This is a genomic window from Affinundibacterium flavidum (assembly GCF_014284175.1).
GTDB lineage: Bacteria > Pseudomonadota > Gammaproteobacteria > Burkholderiales > Burkholderiaceae_D > Undibacterium > Undibacterium flavidum.
This window is the reverse complement of sequence record NZ_JACOGA010000014.1, coordinates 42,718-59,135: the sequence shown is the minus strand read 5'-3', so window position 1 is coordinate 59,135 and position 16,418 is coordinate 42,718. Positions and strand designations below refer to the sequence as shown.

9 protein-coding genes are annotated in these 16,418 nt (G+C 45.9%); 1 reads left to right on the top strand and 8 read right to left on the bottom strand.

The window, feature by feature from the left end; genetic code table 11:
• Nucleotides 1–85: 85 nt before the first annotated feature.
• From H8K55_RS15105 to H8K55_RS15090, 4 genes are all read right to left on the bottom strand, one after another.
• Nucleotides 86–1,969: a potassium transporter Kup gene (locus tag H8K55_RS15105; protein ID WP_186942901.1), complete on the bottom strand. Its 1,884-nt coding sequence runs from the start codon at nucleotides 1,967–1,969 to the stop codon at nucleotides 86–88.
• A gap of 325 nt (nucleotides 1,970–2,294) precedes the next feature.
• Nucleotides 2,295–3,176 carry a hypothetical protein gene (locus tag H8K55_RS15100; protein WP_186942900.1) on the bottom strand — a complete coding sequence of 294 codons (882 nt, stop codon included), beginning with the start codon at nucleotides 3,174–3,176 and terminating at the stop codon, nucleotides 2,295–2,297.
• A gap of 843 nt (nucleotides 3,177–4,019) precedes the next feature.
• Nucleotides 4,020–6,167: an Ig-like domain-containing protein gene (locus H8K55_RS15095; protein WP_186942899.1), complete on the bottom strand. Its 2,148-nt coding sequence runs from the start codon at nucleotides 6,165–6,167 to the stop codon at nucleotides 4,020–4,022.
• A gap of 598 nt (nucleotides 6,168–6,765) precedes the next feature.
• On the bottom strand, nucleotides 6,766–8,643 hold the full coding sequence (locus H8K55_RS15090) for a M2 family metallopeptidase (RefSeq protein WP_230408647.1): 1,878 nt from the start codon (nucleotides 8,641–8,643) through the stop codon (nucleotides 6,766–6,768).
• Nucleotides 8,644–9,103: 460 nt separating this feature from the next.
• Here H8K55_RS15090 and H8K55_RS15085 point away from each other — a divergent pair, with 460 nt between their 5' ends.
• On the top strand, nucleotides 9,104–10,297 hold the full coding sequence (locus tag H8K55_RS15085) for a tyrosine-type recombinase/integrase (protein WP_186942898.1): 1,194 nt from the start codon (nucleotides 9,104–9,106) through the stop codon (nucleotides 10,295–10,297).
• 130 nt (nucleotides 10,298–10,427) lie between these two features.
• On the opposite strand, the gene H8K55_RS15080 is transcribed toward H8K55_RS15085, so the two are convergent.
• From H8K55_RS15080 to H8K55_RS15065, 4 genes are read right to left on the bottom strand one after another with little or no spacing between them, the layout of a single operon-like run.
• Nucleotides 10,428–10,634: a hypothetical protein gene (locus H8K55_RS15080; RefSeq protein WP_186942897.1), complete on the bottom strand. Its 207-nt coding sequence runs from the start codon at nucleotides 10,632–10,634 to the stop codon at nucleotides 10,428–10,430.
• Between the two features lie 24 nt (nucleotides 10,635–10,658).
• A complete protein-coding gene (locus H8K55_RS15075; RefSeq protein ID WP_186942896.1) occupies nucleotides 10,659–11,048 on the bottom strand; it encodes a hypothetical protein in 390 nt (129 codons plus the stop codon).
• Nucleotides 11,045–12,295, bottom strand: a complete 1,251-nt coding sequence (locus H8K55_RS15070) for an RHS repeat-associated core domain-containing protein (RefSeq protein ID WP_222612492.1) — start codon at nucleotides 12,293–12,295, stop codon at nucleotides 11,045–11,047. Before H8K55_RS15070 ends, H8K55_RS15075 begins: the two co-directional genes overlap by 4 nt.
• 50 nt (nucleotides 12,296–12,345) lie before the next feature.
• On the bottom strand, nucleotides 12,346–16,350 hold the full coding sequence (locus H8K55_RS15065; RefSeq protein ID WP_186942895.1) for an RHS repeat domain-containing protein: 4,005 nt from the start codon (nucleotides 16,348–16,350) through the stop codon (nucleotides 12,346–12,348).
• Nucleotides 16,351–16,418: the final 68 nt, after the last annotated feature.

Genomic DNA, 16,418 nt, shown 5'->3' with positions numbered 1-16,418 from the left:
AAGATTATAGCACAGCTATTTTAGTTTTATAAGCCCCAAACTCCAGAATCCTTCAATCCCCTATTCTTGACTTACGGTGCAAATATTAAATTTCGACCTGGGCACCAACCTCGATTACCCGATTACTAGGAATTTGATAGTAATCCGCCGCATCACGTGCATTTCTCGACATCGTCACAAACAAGCCTTCGCGCCACATCGCCATTCCACTGCCAGGGCTCGAGATAATCGTTTGACGCGAAATAAAGTAAGAAGTATCCAAAGGTTCAAAATGCAGGCCAAAAGGCGCGCACAACTCCAAAGCATTCGGAATATCTGGCTCATTCTTAAAGCCATAGAAAACATCAATTTGAAAACAATTATTCCCCAAATCACTCACTTTGACTCGTTCAGAAAATGGCACCCAAGGAATCTCACGATTATGCAAAGTGATGAAAATAACACGCTCATGCAATATTTTGTTGTGCGACAAATTATGCAATAAAGCATGCGGTACGCCATCAGCTTCACCCCGCAAGAATACGGCAGTACCGTAGACACGCACCGGAGGTGAAACAAACAAAGATTCCAAAAACTCTTCCAAGGGAATGGCATGTTTTTTCAAATTATCGAAAACCAATGCACGCCCTCTGCGCCAAGTGAGCATCACCACACAAATCCCAAATCCAAGCGCAATTGGAAACCATCCGCCGCTGAAAAACTTCAAAGCATTTGACGAGAACAAGGAAATATCGATCAACAAGAAAAACATCGTTGATGCAATACACAAGGCCAAATTGTATTTCCAACCATAACGAATCACGAAAAAGGTCAAAATAGATGTCACCAACATCGTGCCAGTATTCGCAATCCCATAGGCTGATGCCAGGTTTGATGCCGAGCCAAATCCGATCACCGCCCCAACCACAGCCGCCAACTGCAACCAATTCACAACCGGGATATAAATTTGTCCAATTTCTTTAGAAGACGTATGCACAATCTTCATACGCGGCAAAAAGCCCAATGAAATCGCCTGCTTAGTCATAGAAAATGCACCAGAAATCGTCGCCTGAGATGCAATCACCGCGGCCATTGTAGACAACACTACCAGCGGATAAATACTCCAATCACCTAATTGATTAAAGAAGGGATTTTCTACCGCGCTTGGATCTATCATCAGCAATGCACCTTGCCCCAAATAATTCAAACCCAAAGCCGGAAATACAATAAAGAACCAGGCGGTACGAATCGGCTTAGCACCAAAATGCCCCATATCTGCATACAAAGCTTCCGAACCAGTAAATGCCAATACAACTGCACCCAGAGCGATAAAAGCCGCCCAGCGATGCAAAAACAAGAACTCAAGCGCATAGATAGGATTAAAAGCCGCTAATATCTCAGGCATACGTAAAATATTGTACAAGCCCATCGCAGACAACACCGCGAACCACAGCACCATCACAGGGCCAAATAGCTTACCTATCGTCGCCGTACCACGTGACTGCACCGCGTATAGTCCAATCAAAATGATGAGAGTTAAAGGCACAACGAAGGGCTTAAGTGCGGGCGTCGCCACCTTGATGCCTTCAATCGCAGACAAGACTGTCATCGCAGGGGTCACAACCCCATCTCCATAAAAAAGAGAGGCGCCGACAACACCTAGTATCACCAGAGGGAAATGCAGTTTTGAGCTCTTACCCACCGACTCCAAAGTCAATGCAGCGAGCGCCATAATCCCACCTTCGCCGCGATTACTAGCCCGCAAAACCAAAGTCACGTATTTGAGGGAAACGATAATAATTAAACCCCAAACAATAAGAGAAACAATTCCGAGAATATTTTCAGGGTTTAAAGCAAGACCATGCTTATGATCAAAAACTTCTTGCATGGTATAGAGAGGACTAGTGCCGATATCGCCATAAACAATACCGATTGCAGCTAATGTCAATGCAGACAAGCTGCTCTTAGTGTGATCGTGAGCCAATTGCATTCCTTGTTATTATTGGTGCATTGCACAATAGACGAAGCTCAAATGAATTTCAAGACACATTTACTGAAAAAAGACAGCCTACACGCAAAATAATTTTTATGTAAGGCTATTAGACGAGTTGTCCAATTGCTTACAGGCAAGGAAACAGATGAGTACGGCAAATAGCTCAGGCAATCTCCGACGCACGAACAGCCCGACTCGCCGTCATGTAATGCCGCCAAAACAGTCTCCGTTTTCTGCCATCGTAAGGCACCAGACTGTTACGCCTACAGCTCTACCTCCCAAAAAAATCTGTCCATTCCATTTTCTTCCACAATGAACAGGCTTAATTTACGGCACCAGCTAAACTTTGATGTCTAATTGCCAAATTTTTGCAAGACTCTTCTTTTGATCCCAAGATTACAGTCTTTACCAAAGCCATATCCCATGCCTGATAGTACTGATCTCTTAAGAAATGTTGCCTAACTGCTTTCGCTTCTCTTGGATTGATTTTTAAACTCCATGAAACATCGTTCCCTGCACCAAAAATACAAGCTCCCATAGCTATTCGCTGATAACGAATAAACATCAATGCTTCAGCAATTGTTGGCTCAAATTGTTGTAAGTCTATGGAATCCGCTAAAGCTGCGTGATCATCAATATCTTTGCGTGAATTTATTCGCGCGAAATAGATGGCTAGATTTTCGTGCGCTGTCGATTCATCATCACTGTCGTACAACCGCGCATTTAGATTGTCGCGAACTTTTTTCGAATATATATCACTCAATCTTCTGAGATTTTCATTCCACGGCATTCGAACTAGGAGATTAAGTAATTGAAGTTGCGAAATACTTGAATACTTTGGAAATGAATTATGATTTTTTTCCTCTACGTCCTGAAACATTTTAAGGGCAACTCCACCATTCGACATCATGGCAACATATTCATTCTCTTTTTGATGAAGTATGTGATAAGCGAGTATTAAATCCAATTCAGTTCGATCCACAATCGCAAATGAAAAAGGTAAATACTTCAAAGCCTTGGCAATCAAAATATCCACATGCTTAGCCGTAATGTGCTGTTTCCCAGCGTCTATTAATCTATAACTACTAAAAGCAAATGCGCCATATGTAGTACATACGACTAGCACTAAGAAACTAAATTTCCGCAAAGAAGAAGGCGCCAATAGCCTATTACTTTTCAAGATTTTCAACGCATTTAACCTCACTCGACACCTCCAAAGTAAGCCGATCTAAGACCTAATTAGCTCAGTTTTACCAAAAGCAAAAAAGCCATCAAAAAAATGGCGTCAGTTTTATATTCCAATAATCTCAATGCCAGGCTACGCTTATGCGCGATCGACAGCTCTCGCAAATTGCTATCTTGGAGTGTCGCTTGATGTTGTTTGATGAAATCCTCATCACATAACAATAGTTGATGTTTAGTTGCAAGCAAAGGTGAAGCCCGCCCTTGCAAAACAAATTCTTTAAAAGCCAGCCGTGCAGAATTACGTTGCGATCCAAACTACCCTAGCAACCAATCGGTATCAAGTCATTCTGGTGCAATAATATCCGCGATCACAAAAGGATAATTACTCCAAAGCCACTCCTCGGCCAAGTTGACCATCTTCGTTCGTACCGGGTTAAGTACCTCACAACGCGATAACTGCCGTGCCGACGATTAAAGCGTTGCGTATACAAACCGTTTCACTGTCGCATCCGCGTCGACAAATTTCCTTCGACGGTCTCGACTAACAAGTGACAATGATTCGTCATCTGATAATATGCATGCACCACCCAGTTAAAGCGGTCACACACCGAAGCCAACGCCGCCGACCACGGACACCTATCCCCACGCAAGGTCACGTGATACATCGCACTAGAAAATTCGAATCGTAAAAGTCTCACCGCTTCAAAAAATTAAGGTAAATTTTGAGAAAAATGTATGAATGCTAGCTCCCGCCTTTCACTGTTTTCCTCGCCTTGATGCCCCCACGCTGATGGTCTTTAAACTATGACGAACATCTTATTCGCTTAACTGAATAACTGAACGGCAATAAGCTCTAACTACCTCATAAATAATTCACATTAATTCGATAATTGCTGCTTACGCCAAGTGGGCTCTTCATTTGCACGAAGATGTGGCCTGTGCCCGCTGGGCAATTTGCAACCGGCATTAAGGTTAAGGTATGCATTGTGCCCTGCTTGACTGGCAAAAATGGTGCTATAGCAAAAGGTGCCATAACACTGGCTTCAAAAATGGAACCCGTTACGGTTATTGGATCTTGTAAAGTTAACGTTGTGCCAGTCGGCATGACATAGCCGTTTCTGTCACTCACCGTCAAATCAAAAGTCTGCGGCACGCAATTTGCCGCTGAAAAATTCACGCTCGCAGGAACACCGGAAATATTACCGCTCGAAGCACTATTAATAAACCAGGCAGATGTACTCAAGGAGGAACTGCCATCGGTGGTAGTCGCTACTATGGTGACGACTGGCTTAGCAGGTGTCTGGCTGCGCCACACTACTTGGCACTGACCATTTTGCGTCAGGCATCGGGCATTATCTGAGCTTCCATTGTCACCAATGATTGCACCACTATCCGTCGTAAACACCACCGGTGTACCATTCGCTACTACGCCGCCATTCGCATCAGCTAGCATGACTGAAATCACGTTACGCGTGCCTCCAAAATCAAAACCTTCGACAACATAGTTTTCCACATGAATACCAAAATGGGTTTGTGTCGGCAATCCGGTGGTGACTGTCACAGTATCGGATATGGCACTGATCGGCATGCCATCCACTGTGCCTACGATCCGTAACGTTGTTGGTTTGCTGCCAGAATGCACCACGGCGGTCACCATACCGGCACCATCCGTGATGCCAGAAGTGGCAACTAGGCTCACAGTCTCAGTACTTTGAATTGAGAAATTAAGCTTGGTATTAGCGATACCAACATTAGAGCTATCAACTACCTGAAACTTTAATAAAGCGATTTCAGTACGTCCATTCCCACCCGCCCCTTGAATCACAATGGAGTTATTTGATGGTGTTGCCACGATAAAATTGACCGCTGCAGGGATGGCGGATGCCGGAGCCCCAACCTGAAAACTCGCCTTGGCGCTAATAGGCTGAGAACCCACAATAGTTGCTGTAGCAGTAATTGACCCCGCACCACTACCTACTCCGGGTTTTAAACTAATCTGCGCGACTCCATTCGCGTCTGTGAGCGCAGTTCCTGATGTCGGAAGCAAACTGGCGATGCCAGAATCCAGTGTATAAGTGACTACGACGTTCGCAGCTGGAACACCCAATTGATTCACTAAGCTGGCACGTGCACTCAAACTATTAGTCGCAGAAATCAGATTAGATGGAGCACCGTTCAGATCAAGCAAACTTAGCTGAATTTTCCCTTCTGGCGAATTGTTATTGGTGTTAGGACTAACCGCAAAAGTGGCTTTTGTGCTGATTGAGACATTGCCAGTCACGTTTGCTGTTGCAAACAAGGTGCCCGCCCCTGGCCCCGTTCCTGCCGCTAAATTAACAATTGCTACGCCCTCCGCATTTGTCAATGCTGTAGCACTTGCGGGTTGTAAACTGACAATCGCTGTATCAACACTAAAATAGACAACCACATTAGGTGCAGGTAATCCTTTGTTATTTAATACCGTGGCGCGTGCGACTAGGGTATTCGTCCCTGAAAGTACATTCGTCTTGATACCATCTTTGTCGCTCAAAGCTAGTTGAATTTGCCCGTCGGTTAAAACCACACCTGTACCAGCAATCACGGCAAATGGCACTTCTGCCTTCACGGACTCGGCGGCGTTGGCAAGCTTAGCCTGTACGGCCAAGGTAGTTGCACCGACCTGACTTCCTGCCGTTAGTGTTATCTGCGCCTGGCCTGCTGCATCGGTTAATGCCGTGCCGCTCGCGGGATTGAATGTGGCAAAAGAATTTCGCAGAGCAAAGCTCACGACCACATTAGGCGCGGGCTTACCGTCCGTACCCGTCACTACCACTTTCGCGACGAAATTTTTGCCAATCTCAAAACTATTCCCGCTGCCGCCGTCGGCTCTCACCAAATTCAAACTAATGGCACCATTCGGGAGTTGCGTAGTGTCATTTTGCACTGCTGGCACACCGACGCCACCACCTCCACACGCTGTCAACAAAATCAACTGTAAGAGCAAGCATAAACGGCGAATTATTTGACTCACAGGTATTTTCCTTTTTATTTATTTCCAAAGCGATCAGGACTATCACGATACAAGACTTTTCTATCTTGTTAGTACCGACGACCTATCTAGGATTGATTATTCTCGATAAGGGAATGTCTTCTATACACAAAGTATCACACAGGCAAGGCTGTTTAATCAACCATTCCTAGTCAGGCCATTAATACAATCGTACGAAGAAAATCAGAAGAAACATTGATAGAAAAATAGAGAATGGCGTCAAAGGAAAATAGCGTCAGTTTTAACTTTCCAATTTCGACTATTCAATACCGATTGCCATTGCAAACAACGATCAAAGCGATTCGCAATTTAATTACTTTTGATGCAATCAAGTACGGGGACACAAGTACGGGATCCAACTATCACATTTCAACATTTGCAAATGGTGTGATCCAAGTTTCACCTACGGCAATGACATCCTCCACAGGTTGGCACAAAACACCAGAGGACTGCCTTAGCAATCGACTGATGCCGGGATTCTAAACAGTCCTAAAATACAGACCTAAAAAATAGTCCTAAAAAGTAGTCCTAATAAATAGCTCGATTAAGCAGGCTAATAATCCACTTTTTTGATTTTGTTTTATTTCACTACCAATTCCTTATTCTGCGCATCCAACCAGGCTTTCAATGGCGCAAAATAATCCAGCATGGCAGTCGCATCCAATTTATCCTCTCCTGCAACAGCATTCAAGGCTTCGTTCCAAGGCCGGCTTGTACCCATTTCTAACATTGCTTGAAATTTCTTGCCGGCAGCCTTGTTTTCATAGATAGAACAACGATTTAGAGGACCACTATAACCCGCTTCACGACACAATGCACGATGCAATTGGAACTGCAAAATCGTCGCTAAGAAATAACGTGAATAAGGAGTATCAGATGCCACGTGATATTTGGCACCCGCATCAAAACCATCGCCATTGCTGGCTGCAGGGCGTTTTACGCCTTGATATTTTTCGCGCAACTCCCACCATACTTTATCGTAATCTTGAGGTTTCACTTGCCCACTATAGACTTTCCAACGCCATTGATCGACCAGATAGGCAAACGGCAAGAATGCGACTTTTTGTAGTGCTCTGTCCATCAATACGCCAATGTCTTGTGAGGCATCAGGAACTTCACTCAACAGCCCCAATTTATTCAAATAGTTGGGAGTGACGGACAAAGCCACCGTATCACCAATCGCTTCATGGAATCCGTCATTTGCACCACCTTTAAACAAGGAAGACTGCTTGCGATACGCCAGGTCGTAATAGATATGGCCAAGTTCGTGGTGTATCACCAGAAAATCTTCAGCTGTCTGGTTAATACACATTTTAATGCGCACATCCTGATCACCATCGACATCCCAAGCAGAAGCGTGACACACCACCTCCCTATCACGTGGCTTGGTCAATTGTGACCGCTGATAAAATGAAGCAGGTAAAGCTTCCATTCCTAACGAAGTGTAGAAGCCTTCGGCAAATTTGGTCATGCCTTTGGCATCGATATTTTTTTGTTTGAGCGTATCGGAAATATCTAGGTTCGCAGAAAGACCTTGTGGCTTCACTATAGGGTACAAATTTTCCCAGGATTGACTCCACATATTGCCAAACAAGTGAGCAGGAATTGGGCCTTCTGTCGGCACCTCATTTTTACCGTAAGCTTGCTGCAACTTCAAACGTACATACTGATGCAAGGAATCGTATAAAGGCTTCACTTGTTGCCATAAACGCTCAGTCTCCGCCGCAAAAGCATCTGCTGGCATATCGTATTGTGAACGCCATAAAGCACCAGTATCAGCAAAGCCCATTTCACGTGCGCCCTTGTTCGATACTTCAACATATTGTGCATAACTGTCTTTATAGCTGCTAGCTTGTTGGTGCCAGCCTAACCAAGCTTCTTTCATTTCAGCCGGATTACGACTCTTTGCAAGCACCGCTTCCAACTGACCGAGATTCATGCAACTGCTTTCATCCCCGGGCGTCTTGCAGAATTTACCTTTACCATAGGCACCGCTCATTTGCGCCGACAAACGTGTGTAATCTGCGCGGTCTTGATCATCGCTCAAGCTTAAACTCAGTTGCAGCAATTTCAGCTTTCGTTTGTTGTCGACCGACAAAGCTAAATCATTATAACGACGCGCCTGAATTGCAATTTCACCGACTGCCGCAAGCGCCACTTCATTCGCTTGAGCAGCAATTGTTTCAGTATCATCCGTGATATTCGTCTCATACACCCAGACTGCACGCTGTGCCGCAATGCCCAGCTTATCCAAACGCGCTTCAGCATCTTTTAAAAACTTTTCAGCTTCAGCAACACTAGGTACACTTCGTTTTGGTGCTACTGATATTGCTGACGCTGTTGATGCAAGCTTTGGTGTTACTTTCAATACCGTGTTCGGCGCGGCATTTAGCGACGTCGCCGTACTCAATATCACTAACATCGACAAAGCGGTCGCGATTTTTGTTTTATGGAACATATTTCCCTCTATTTCTTCTAGTTAGCTAGTTTGCGCAAAAAAGACCGGAGTTTACACCCTAATCATCAAATTGATAATCAATTTACTATCAAAGTCGTGATGACGCTACAACATTTATTTGTAAAGTGCGGGGTGGGGAATATTATGTAATTAGAAGGGCGAATGAATACGCGAGAGTTCAGTTACGCTGAACTACAAAACACATCAAATACTAGCAAAGACGCAAAAAAGAAAAATGCCCGCTTAATTTTCATTAAGCGGGCACCAATTCTTTGGCGGAGACGGTGTCTGCTTAAAAACAATCTATTCTAAGCCAATCAATATATAAATACAAATATAAATCAATGACTTAAATAAAATCCACTTCCAAACCAGTTCAACCAAAGCTATTAAGAACCAATAAATAATGGCATACTACATGGCATACTGAATCCTCAATGTTTTTCCTAATTACCCAATAATGGCTACATTACCTGACGTCAAAGCACGCACAATTACCCTAGAATCAGGCACTCTTCCTCATGGTGGAGTAACTGGATTAGCACTACACCCCTCCAACACAAAAGGGTCAGGAAAGTGGGTCTTACGATTCGTCAGCCCAATTACGCATAAGCGCCGCAATGCTGGATTGGGCAGCTACCCCGAAGTTAGTATTGCTCAAGCAGCAAGAGTTGCGTTAGACATGCGATCCAAAATAGAGCGAGGTATTGACCCGTTAGAAGAAAAAGAGAAAGAAGCTAAAGTATTAGAAGTTCCCACATTCCAAGAAGCATCTAAACTACTTCACGCTGAACTACTACCAAGCTGGAAAAACGATAAGCACGGACAACAATGGATCAATACCCTTGAACAGTACGTGTTTCCATTAATCGGAAAATTACTGCTCAATCAAATCCAACCAAGACATATTGCCGATACTTTACGGCCTATTTGGCTTGAAATTCCAGAAACAGCTGGTAGGATCAAGCAACGTATTCATTCTGTCATGGCTTGGGGTTGGGCGCATGAATATTGTCCATCAAATCCTGTAGATGTTGTACAGCACCTACTCCCACCACAACCTAGTAAATCAATACGAACAAAACATCAACCAGCTATGCCTTGGGCGGACATTCCTCAGTTCATTAACACTCATTTCAAAAACGGCAACAAGTATGACGTCACACGAACAATGCTAGAATTTTTAATACTGACCTCTGCGCGCTCAGGCGAAGTCAGGGGTATGACATGGCCAGAAGTTGACTTTACAGAAGCCGTCTGGATAGTGCCTGCAAAACGCATGAAAGCAAAATTACTTCACCGTGTACCTCTTTCAAAACGTGCCATTGAAATTTTGCGGTCACAACAAGGTTTGCATAAAGAACTTGTATTTCCATCACCTCGCAAACAAAAAGAACTATCCGACATGGTGCTTACCTCGTTTTTAAGGCGGGTGAAGGCAAAAAGCGACACCCCTGGTCGGGTCGCGACGGCGCATGGCTTTCGATCTAGCTTCCGTGATTGGTGCAGCGAAAATGGTCATTCTCGTGATCTAGCAGAACGCTCGTTGGCACACCAAGTAGAAAATAAAGTTGAGGCAGCTTATCATAGGACTGACCTACTAGAGCAGCGCCGTCCTCTAATGCAAACTTGGGCAGACTTTCTTCAAAACTAAACCGCCTAGGGGCATTATGTAAACATCGCGCAGCGATTTCCCCCGGAGCGGCTGTGCCTTTGACTTTGCGTGGCTCTTGCCTGACTCACGGCATAGCGCGGTTGTGAGCGACTTGGGAGCGAACTTTGTTTTATCTGATTAGGCTTTGCTGCTTATCGAAGCCGCGAACATCGATCACGGTTAGCGCTAGCTTGGCGTACGCCTTGCCCCGTGCGCCTATCCAATATTCTGCGCGGCTTGCAAGGCGTGTGACAAGCGGATTAATACGTTTAGCTTCTTCTTTATCTGCCGAGTAACTCAACGGCTGGAATGGTGCAATAGATGAAGCCCATTGCACCTTACAAATTGCTTACGCCTGCCCCTAAGGACCTATAAAGACAACAGTACATTCGCAACGTTCTAGGCGTTGCGATCGATCAAATTCAAGAGTAATCTTTTCTTTTCGTCCCGTTAAAGACCACATATCCTTTTTCTCAAGAGTAATTGAAACTTCGAGCCGCCCCGTAGTGCCGGGTTCATCAACATCGATCACGTCCATTCCATCGGCCCATACGACATACTTCATGTTTGCTTCTCGAATCTTCACCAAAACCGAGCTATAAGCTTCGCCAAGTAAGAAATTGTTCATGACACTCTTCGCTTCTGGATCGCACAAGAGCGAATCGTTGACATTTTTTCTGCTCATGACAAATCCTAAAATGACAATTCCACTTACTAGAAACAAACCGAAGAAAATGAATTTCTTCTTCATTTGTTCTCTCCTTTTTCAGATTCGGTACGAACCGGTAGTTTCGTTTGACTCCCGACAGCAGTGGCAGCTGGAACGGGTCGTGGCAAGCCTAAAGTAGTAATTGCCTGTGCCGCAAAAGCATTACTATTCTGACTTGTTGGAATATACGGGATATTTGAAGCGTTCACTTGATTACTAAAATTCGTCAAGATAGTCGCTGCCTCGGTCACGCTCATCTTTATATCACCCACATACTGCTGAAATTTTTGATCCCCGGCGTCGGCACGTTTAGCTGCGTCTCCTACATCAGCTCTAAGATTTCCATATCCAGCTTGTTTATTTCGATCGGCAGTTCCAGTAGCATCACTAGAAACCCGAGTTGAAGACGGGGAATCTTTAGCACTTGGAGAAGGGCCTGCCCGCACATAAAACGGTTTCGCGCCGTCTCCAACCACTTTTATGAACATGTGATAGCCAAAAGTAGTCTTTCCTTCTGCAAGCGGTGTAAAAACCAAAAAAACTTGCGTCGGCTCACGCCCATCTGGATCCATATACTTATACGGATTGTTAAGCGCGTAGGTGTATCGATTGAAACTAGCCCCTGTGTTGTAGTCAGTGAGCACAGGATCTGTACTCAAGAACCGCCCCGCGACAGGATCATAGTAGCGCTGCTGCATATACGTCAAACCGGTATCAGCATCATTGACATGACCCGTGAATCCTATCGTCGGTGTCGCCGTTCCAGCCACTGCCATCCCATACGGTTCATACCTTGTCCGACTACCTGCAATTAAATTCCCATTCGCATCACTCTTCGCAACAGGACTACCTAGTCCATCCGTGTGAATGTAGGTCACACCAGCTACTGGCGCTGCCACAGTTTTCATGATATCTGTGCGACTAGCTAGAATAGTGCCAGCTGCGTTGACAACTGTCCAAGTACAGGTCGAGTCTTTCCAAACCCAGTTTGGATCCGCCGTGCCGCTCGCGCTACCTGACACACTCAAACTGGCACTTCCCGCAAATCCACCGGCCGGTGAAACACAGCTATATTTGGTGGCAACCGCCGTTGGCTCGGTACTGCTCCACACGACAGTAAAGGGTTGACCAGCAATCATCGTGCTCGGTGTGCGCGTGATGGTCAGAGAGCCAGTCTGTGCGTGACTGCTCATGCCTAAACTCATGGTCAACAGCAGCACTAGTAGCTGTAACATCGTCAGGATAGATTTGATGGATCGCTTGGTCTTCAACACCATAGTTTGCTTCATCGTATTAGTTCTCTTCAATTCGTTGATCGGTGTGAAATTGATTGGCGCTCTCAATTTTTCACCTCAGCGATTTGATGACGATCTAAATAGATATAACTCGTCTTGCCTGGGTTGGTACCACCGGTCTTTTGTGTGAACAAGATTTGTCCTGCTGGCGTATAGACGCTCACTTGTGTACTGCCATCTGTATTCGTCGTTTTAACACGGTGTCCCAAGCCATCGTAACTGTAGGTCGCTTTGCCCGTCGCACTGGTGAGGCGATTGCCTTTGTCGAACGCGTAAACTTGTGTGCCACGTTGGATGATGTTGCCTTGCGTGTCGTAGCTGTACACGAAGTTAAAGTTGCTATCATTGCTGCTGATGCTACTCAGAAGGTTCGTTGTCGCATTGTAGGTGTGAATGTTGCTGCGACTACCGACACTGCTGATTCTGAGGTTGTCTAAACCGTCGTAGATGTAGTTGGCATTGCCAAAGTAACCTGTGGCGGTTTTTAGACGATCTAAATTGTCATACGTTAAGTTGCGCGTATTGAGTCCTTCTTGATCATCCCTGATGCTTTCCACATTGGCGTTTTTATCGTAGATATAGAAGTCATTCAGAATGCCTGCATCGATCGATTTTTTCGGTAGTCCACGGATGTATTGTTCCATGGTGTGCACGATGCCATTGCCGTAAGTGAAACCAGAAACCGCACCGTTCGGGTAGTACTTGACGTTGCTGGCGTAGCTGCCGATCTTACTCGCTTCCCCCAAGGCATTCGGTGCAAAGTCGACACTGGCGATTGCGCTTTGTGCCGGGTAAGTCAGCGTCGATAAACTACCATTGGCGTCATAGGTTCTGACGATGTTGTAGGTGCCACCTTCAAAACTGAGGCTTTCTTTTTCGAGTAAGCGGCGGTTTTTGTAGGTGCTGGTCCACGTAGGCGTACCTGCACTATTACTGGATACCGTCAATGGCAGTCCATCATTGGTATAGGTGCGGGTGATATTGGGACTGCCATCGGCATAGCTGGTGGTGAACAGACGATTCAAGCTGTCGTACGTAAAACTGACTTTCGCTGCTGCAATAGCCGCATTGGCTTGATCACAGGCGGTGGTACTCGGTGAGCTGATACCTGTAGCACGCCATGTGACATTATTGGCTGCATCGTAGCTTTGGATGGTGGCATTGACTTCGGGTTCAATGGTTTTACATAGTCGCTGGTTGCTGTCGTAGACGTAAGAACGGGTGGCGGTCACGGTGCCTGCTCCACCGTCATTGCCACTGCGGGTGATGCTCTTGGTTTTACCAAATACATCACGCGTGATTTGGACCGTGATGCCTTCTGGTGCTGTGATCTTCGTCGGGGCAGATTCTACTGGTTCGTCAAACGTCTGGAATTCCGTTATCGTTGAGTGCCCCCTCGGATTGGTCACTTGTTTGCCGAAACCAGGTAAGTACGCAGTCGACGTGGTGAGTACGCCTAGTTCACTATTGGCTTCCGACTTTGTCTCGCGTCCCAGTGCATCGTAGGTCGTGGTGACGCCATTGACGACGCTGGCAACCGACGCGATATTGCGTTGCGGATAGGATTGGAACAGCGTTTTACCGTTGTGATCAAACTTACTCAGAACAGACTTTTCTGTATTCGCTTGATCTGCTGTATCGTAGGTTGAGGTGAGTACCGGGCGCCATAAGGCATCCAAATAAGTAATGCTTTGCCCATTACCTGTGCTCACAGTTTGACGCCAGTGACCTGCAGCGATGCCTTTTTCAGCGGATGCCACTGGTACAAAACTAATGGTCGTGTTGTTCCAAGTAATACCAGCATCTGTTGGGTAGGTAATGCTACTTAGACGCCCCATAGCATCGTAGCCTAAGGTCGTTGTGGTGCCCGCGCCATTAGTTAAGGAAGTGACTAAGCCTATGTTATTGACGATGGCACTTTCAGTACTGTTATTGGCATAGGTGACTAGTTGGGGAATGCCGCGTTTGTAGTTGCCAAACGTTGTCGTTTGATTGAGGCCATCTTTCTTCGTTGCCAGGGTGCCATCGGTATTGTAGGTCCGTGTTTCTTGGAGTAAGCCAAAGCGGCTGACAGTGAGTAAATTGGCATTCACCGGGTCATAGGTATTGTCTTGCATCACCAATCCAGTGTCATCATTGGTCACCAGACGGAGTTGACCTACCACCGTTTTATTGGTGTTATTAAAATAAACGCTCGTTTCACTGCGGCTACCACTTGGACCACTCTTCGTGACCTTCGTTGGTCGAGCATAGTCGTCGAATTGTGTTGCTGTCCAAGTGAAGGTTTGCTCTTGCTGAGTCGTGCGCTTTTGATTCACGGGCGTATAGCGCGTATTGATTTCTTGATCACCCCGACTTTGATCGCTGTAACCGGCAGGATCAGGATGCGTCCCCACACTAGGATTGAGATATTGCGTCACTACAGACCGTAATATGCTACCGTTCTGGGCGATCGTTTCTTCCTTTTGTACCTTCCCTTCATTCTCCTTAAAACGGTTACCAAATGTGTAACGTATGATGTCCCCTTTGGGATCCGTCACCTTCACCGTTTTGGTATCTAGACAGTTACCCGTACAGTCATCCCAGTTACCACTCCAATCAACGTTTTCGACACCATAGTTATATGTCCACGTCAGTGCAGAGGGTAGCCCTGGCCCCGTGATGTCCTTTTTGATCAATGAATACGTGGCGAAATACTTGGGGTATTGCGCATAAGTCTCTCCCATTTCTCCACCTATTAACACCGGCATGCAACTACGCGTCACATGTGCGCGGCCATGGGTCGTTGGTTTAATCGTGAATGTCCCGACGGCACCACTTGGGTGGGTCATCGTGCCATTGAGCGGCAAATCTGTCAGTGCCGCGGCTGTTTCGCAATCAAGCGACCCTGTGCTTGGTACATTGTAAGAGGCCAGGGCATCTACGCCAGCCAGTTGCCATGCCCTGCCATCCGGTAAGCTCACCTGATTTAAGCCTGCCGATGCCGTATAGGTATAGGTCCAGGTGCGGACACCATCCGTCACCGTTTGAACGTTACTGGTACCAGGCACGTAGGTCAACTCAATTTGCCGATCATCGCTGGCAAGAATTTTTGTCAACTTCCATTTATCCGTCGTGTCATAGGTATATTTCACCCAATTGCCATAGCGATCTGTGACTTGTGTTGGTAAAATCCATACCTCGCTTCTGACCAGGGAGTTCGTCGATGGAACGACACTTAGCTCTGGGGCATTTTTTAACGTCATATTCGACGTGAGTGCTGGTTTCTTCACCGCAGCCGCAGCCGGGCCCGATGACCCCTTCGACAACTCGCTTGACAATCGGCTGACCAACCAGTCAAACCGATACTGCGTACCATCGGGCGAAATCGCCAAAAACCCTTCCCCATTTTCAATATTCTTACTACTAACGCTTTGTAGCGTAATACAACTAAATGACCATAAGTCCCGTGTCACGATCGGATAATTGCCATTGGTAGGAACATTATTATTGGGTCGGCCAGGCGATGCCGTGGTATTACGCTTGAGCATTTCCTGATCCCCGAGACCAGGGACATACAAAAAATTACCATGCCAGAATTCAGACGCATGCCACGCGGAAAATCCACCAACACCAGATGCACTGGACGGAGCCCCAAAATTTGTACATCGTTGATTACTCTTGTCCAGTTTTGCATTCCAGCCATCTTTATACGAAAAGACACCATGCAAGTGCGGTATCTCCAAATCCCACCGACCAAACAGACCACCAGGATGACTGGAACCTGCAACAAGTCGTCGCCCAACGGAGACGGGCAGACCATGATTCCCTTTTAAACTGAGATCGGTCTGTGTGAACTCCAAACTACCGTTGTACAAATTGGCTTTATCCCCAAATAGATCTGCTCCCAACGTAGCAAATGCATGCGGTGACTTAATTAACTTTTGTTGTTCCGCATAAATATTGGTAGCATTTTGTGCCTGTGTCGCTTGGGCTAAGGTCAGTACACTTAACGCACACAAAAAATTCGCTACCACTACTTTAAATTTTGGCCTTTCGGATAAATGCATGACGGGAGATTCCTTAATTTAATGGACGAATAAGATAGGGGAAATTAATTTAAAGTATTTATTTTAAA

Bases quoted from the DNA above. Each gene is read 5' to 3' on its own strand.
- H8K55_RS15105 (WP_186942901.1), bottom strand. From the start codon at position 1,969: ATGCAATTGGCTCACGATCACACTAAGAGCAGCTTGTCTGCATTGACA.
- H8K55_RS15090 (WP_230408647.1), bottom strand. From the start codon at position 8,643: ATGTTCCATAAAACAAAAATCGCGACCGCTTTGTCGATGTTAGTGATA.
- H8K55_RS15085 (WP_186942898.1), top strand. From the start codon at position 9,104: ATGGCTACATTACCTGACGTCAAAGCACGCACAATTACCCTAGAATCA.
- H8K55_RS15075 (WP_186942896.1), bottom strand. From the start codon at position 11,048: ATGAAGAAGAAATTCATTTTCTTCGGTTTGTTTCTAGTAAGTGGAATT.
- H8K55_RS15070 (WP_222612492.1), bottom strand. From the start codon at position 12,295: ATGAAGCAAACTATGGTGTTGAAGACCAAGCGATCCATCAAATCTATC.
- H8K55_RS15065 (WP_186942895.1), bottom strand. From the start codon at position 16,350: ATGCATTTATCCGAAAGGCCAAAATTTAAAGTAGTGGTAGCGAATTTT.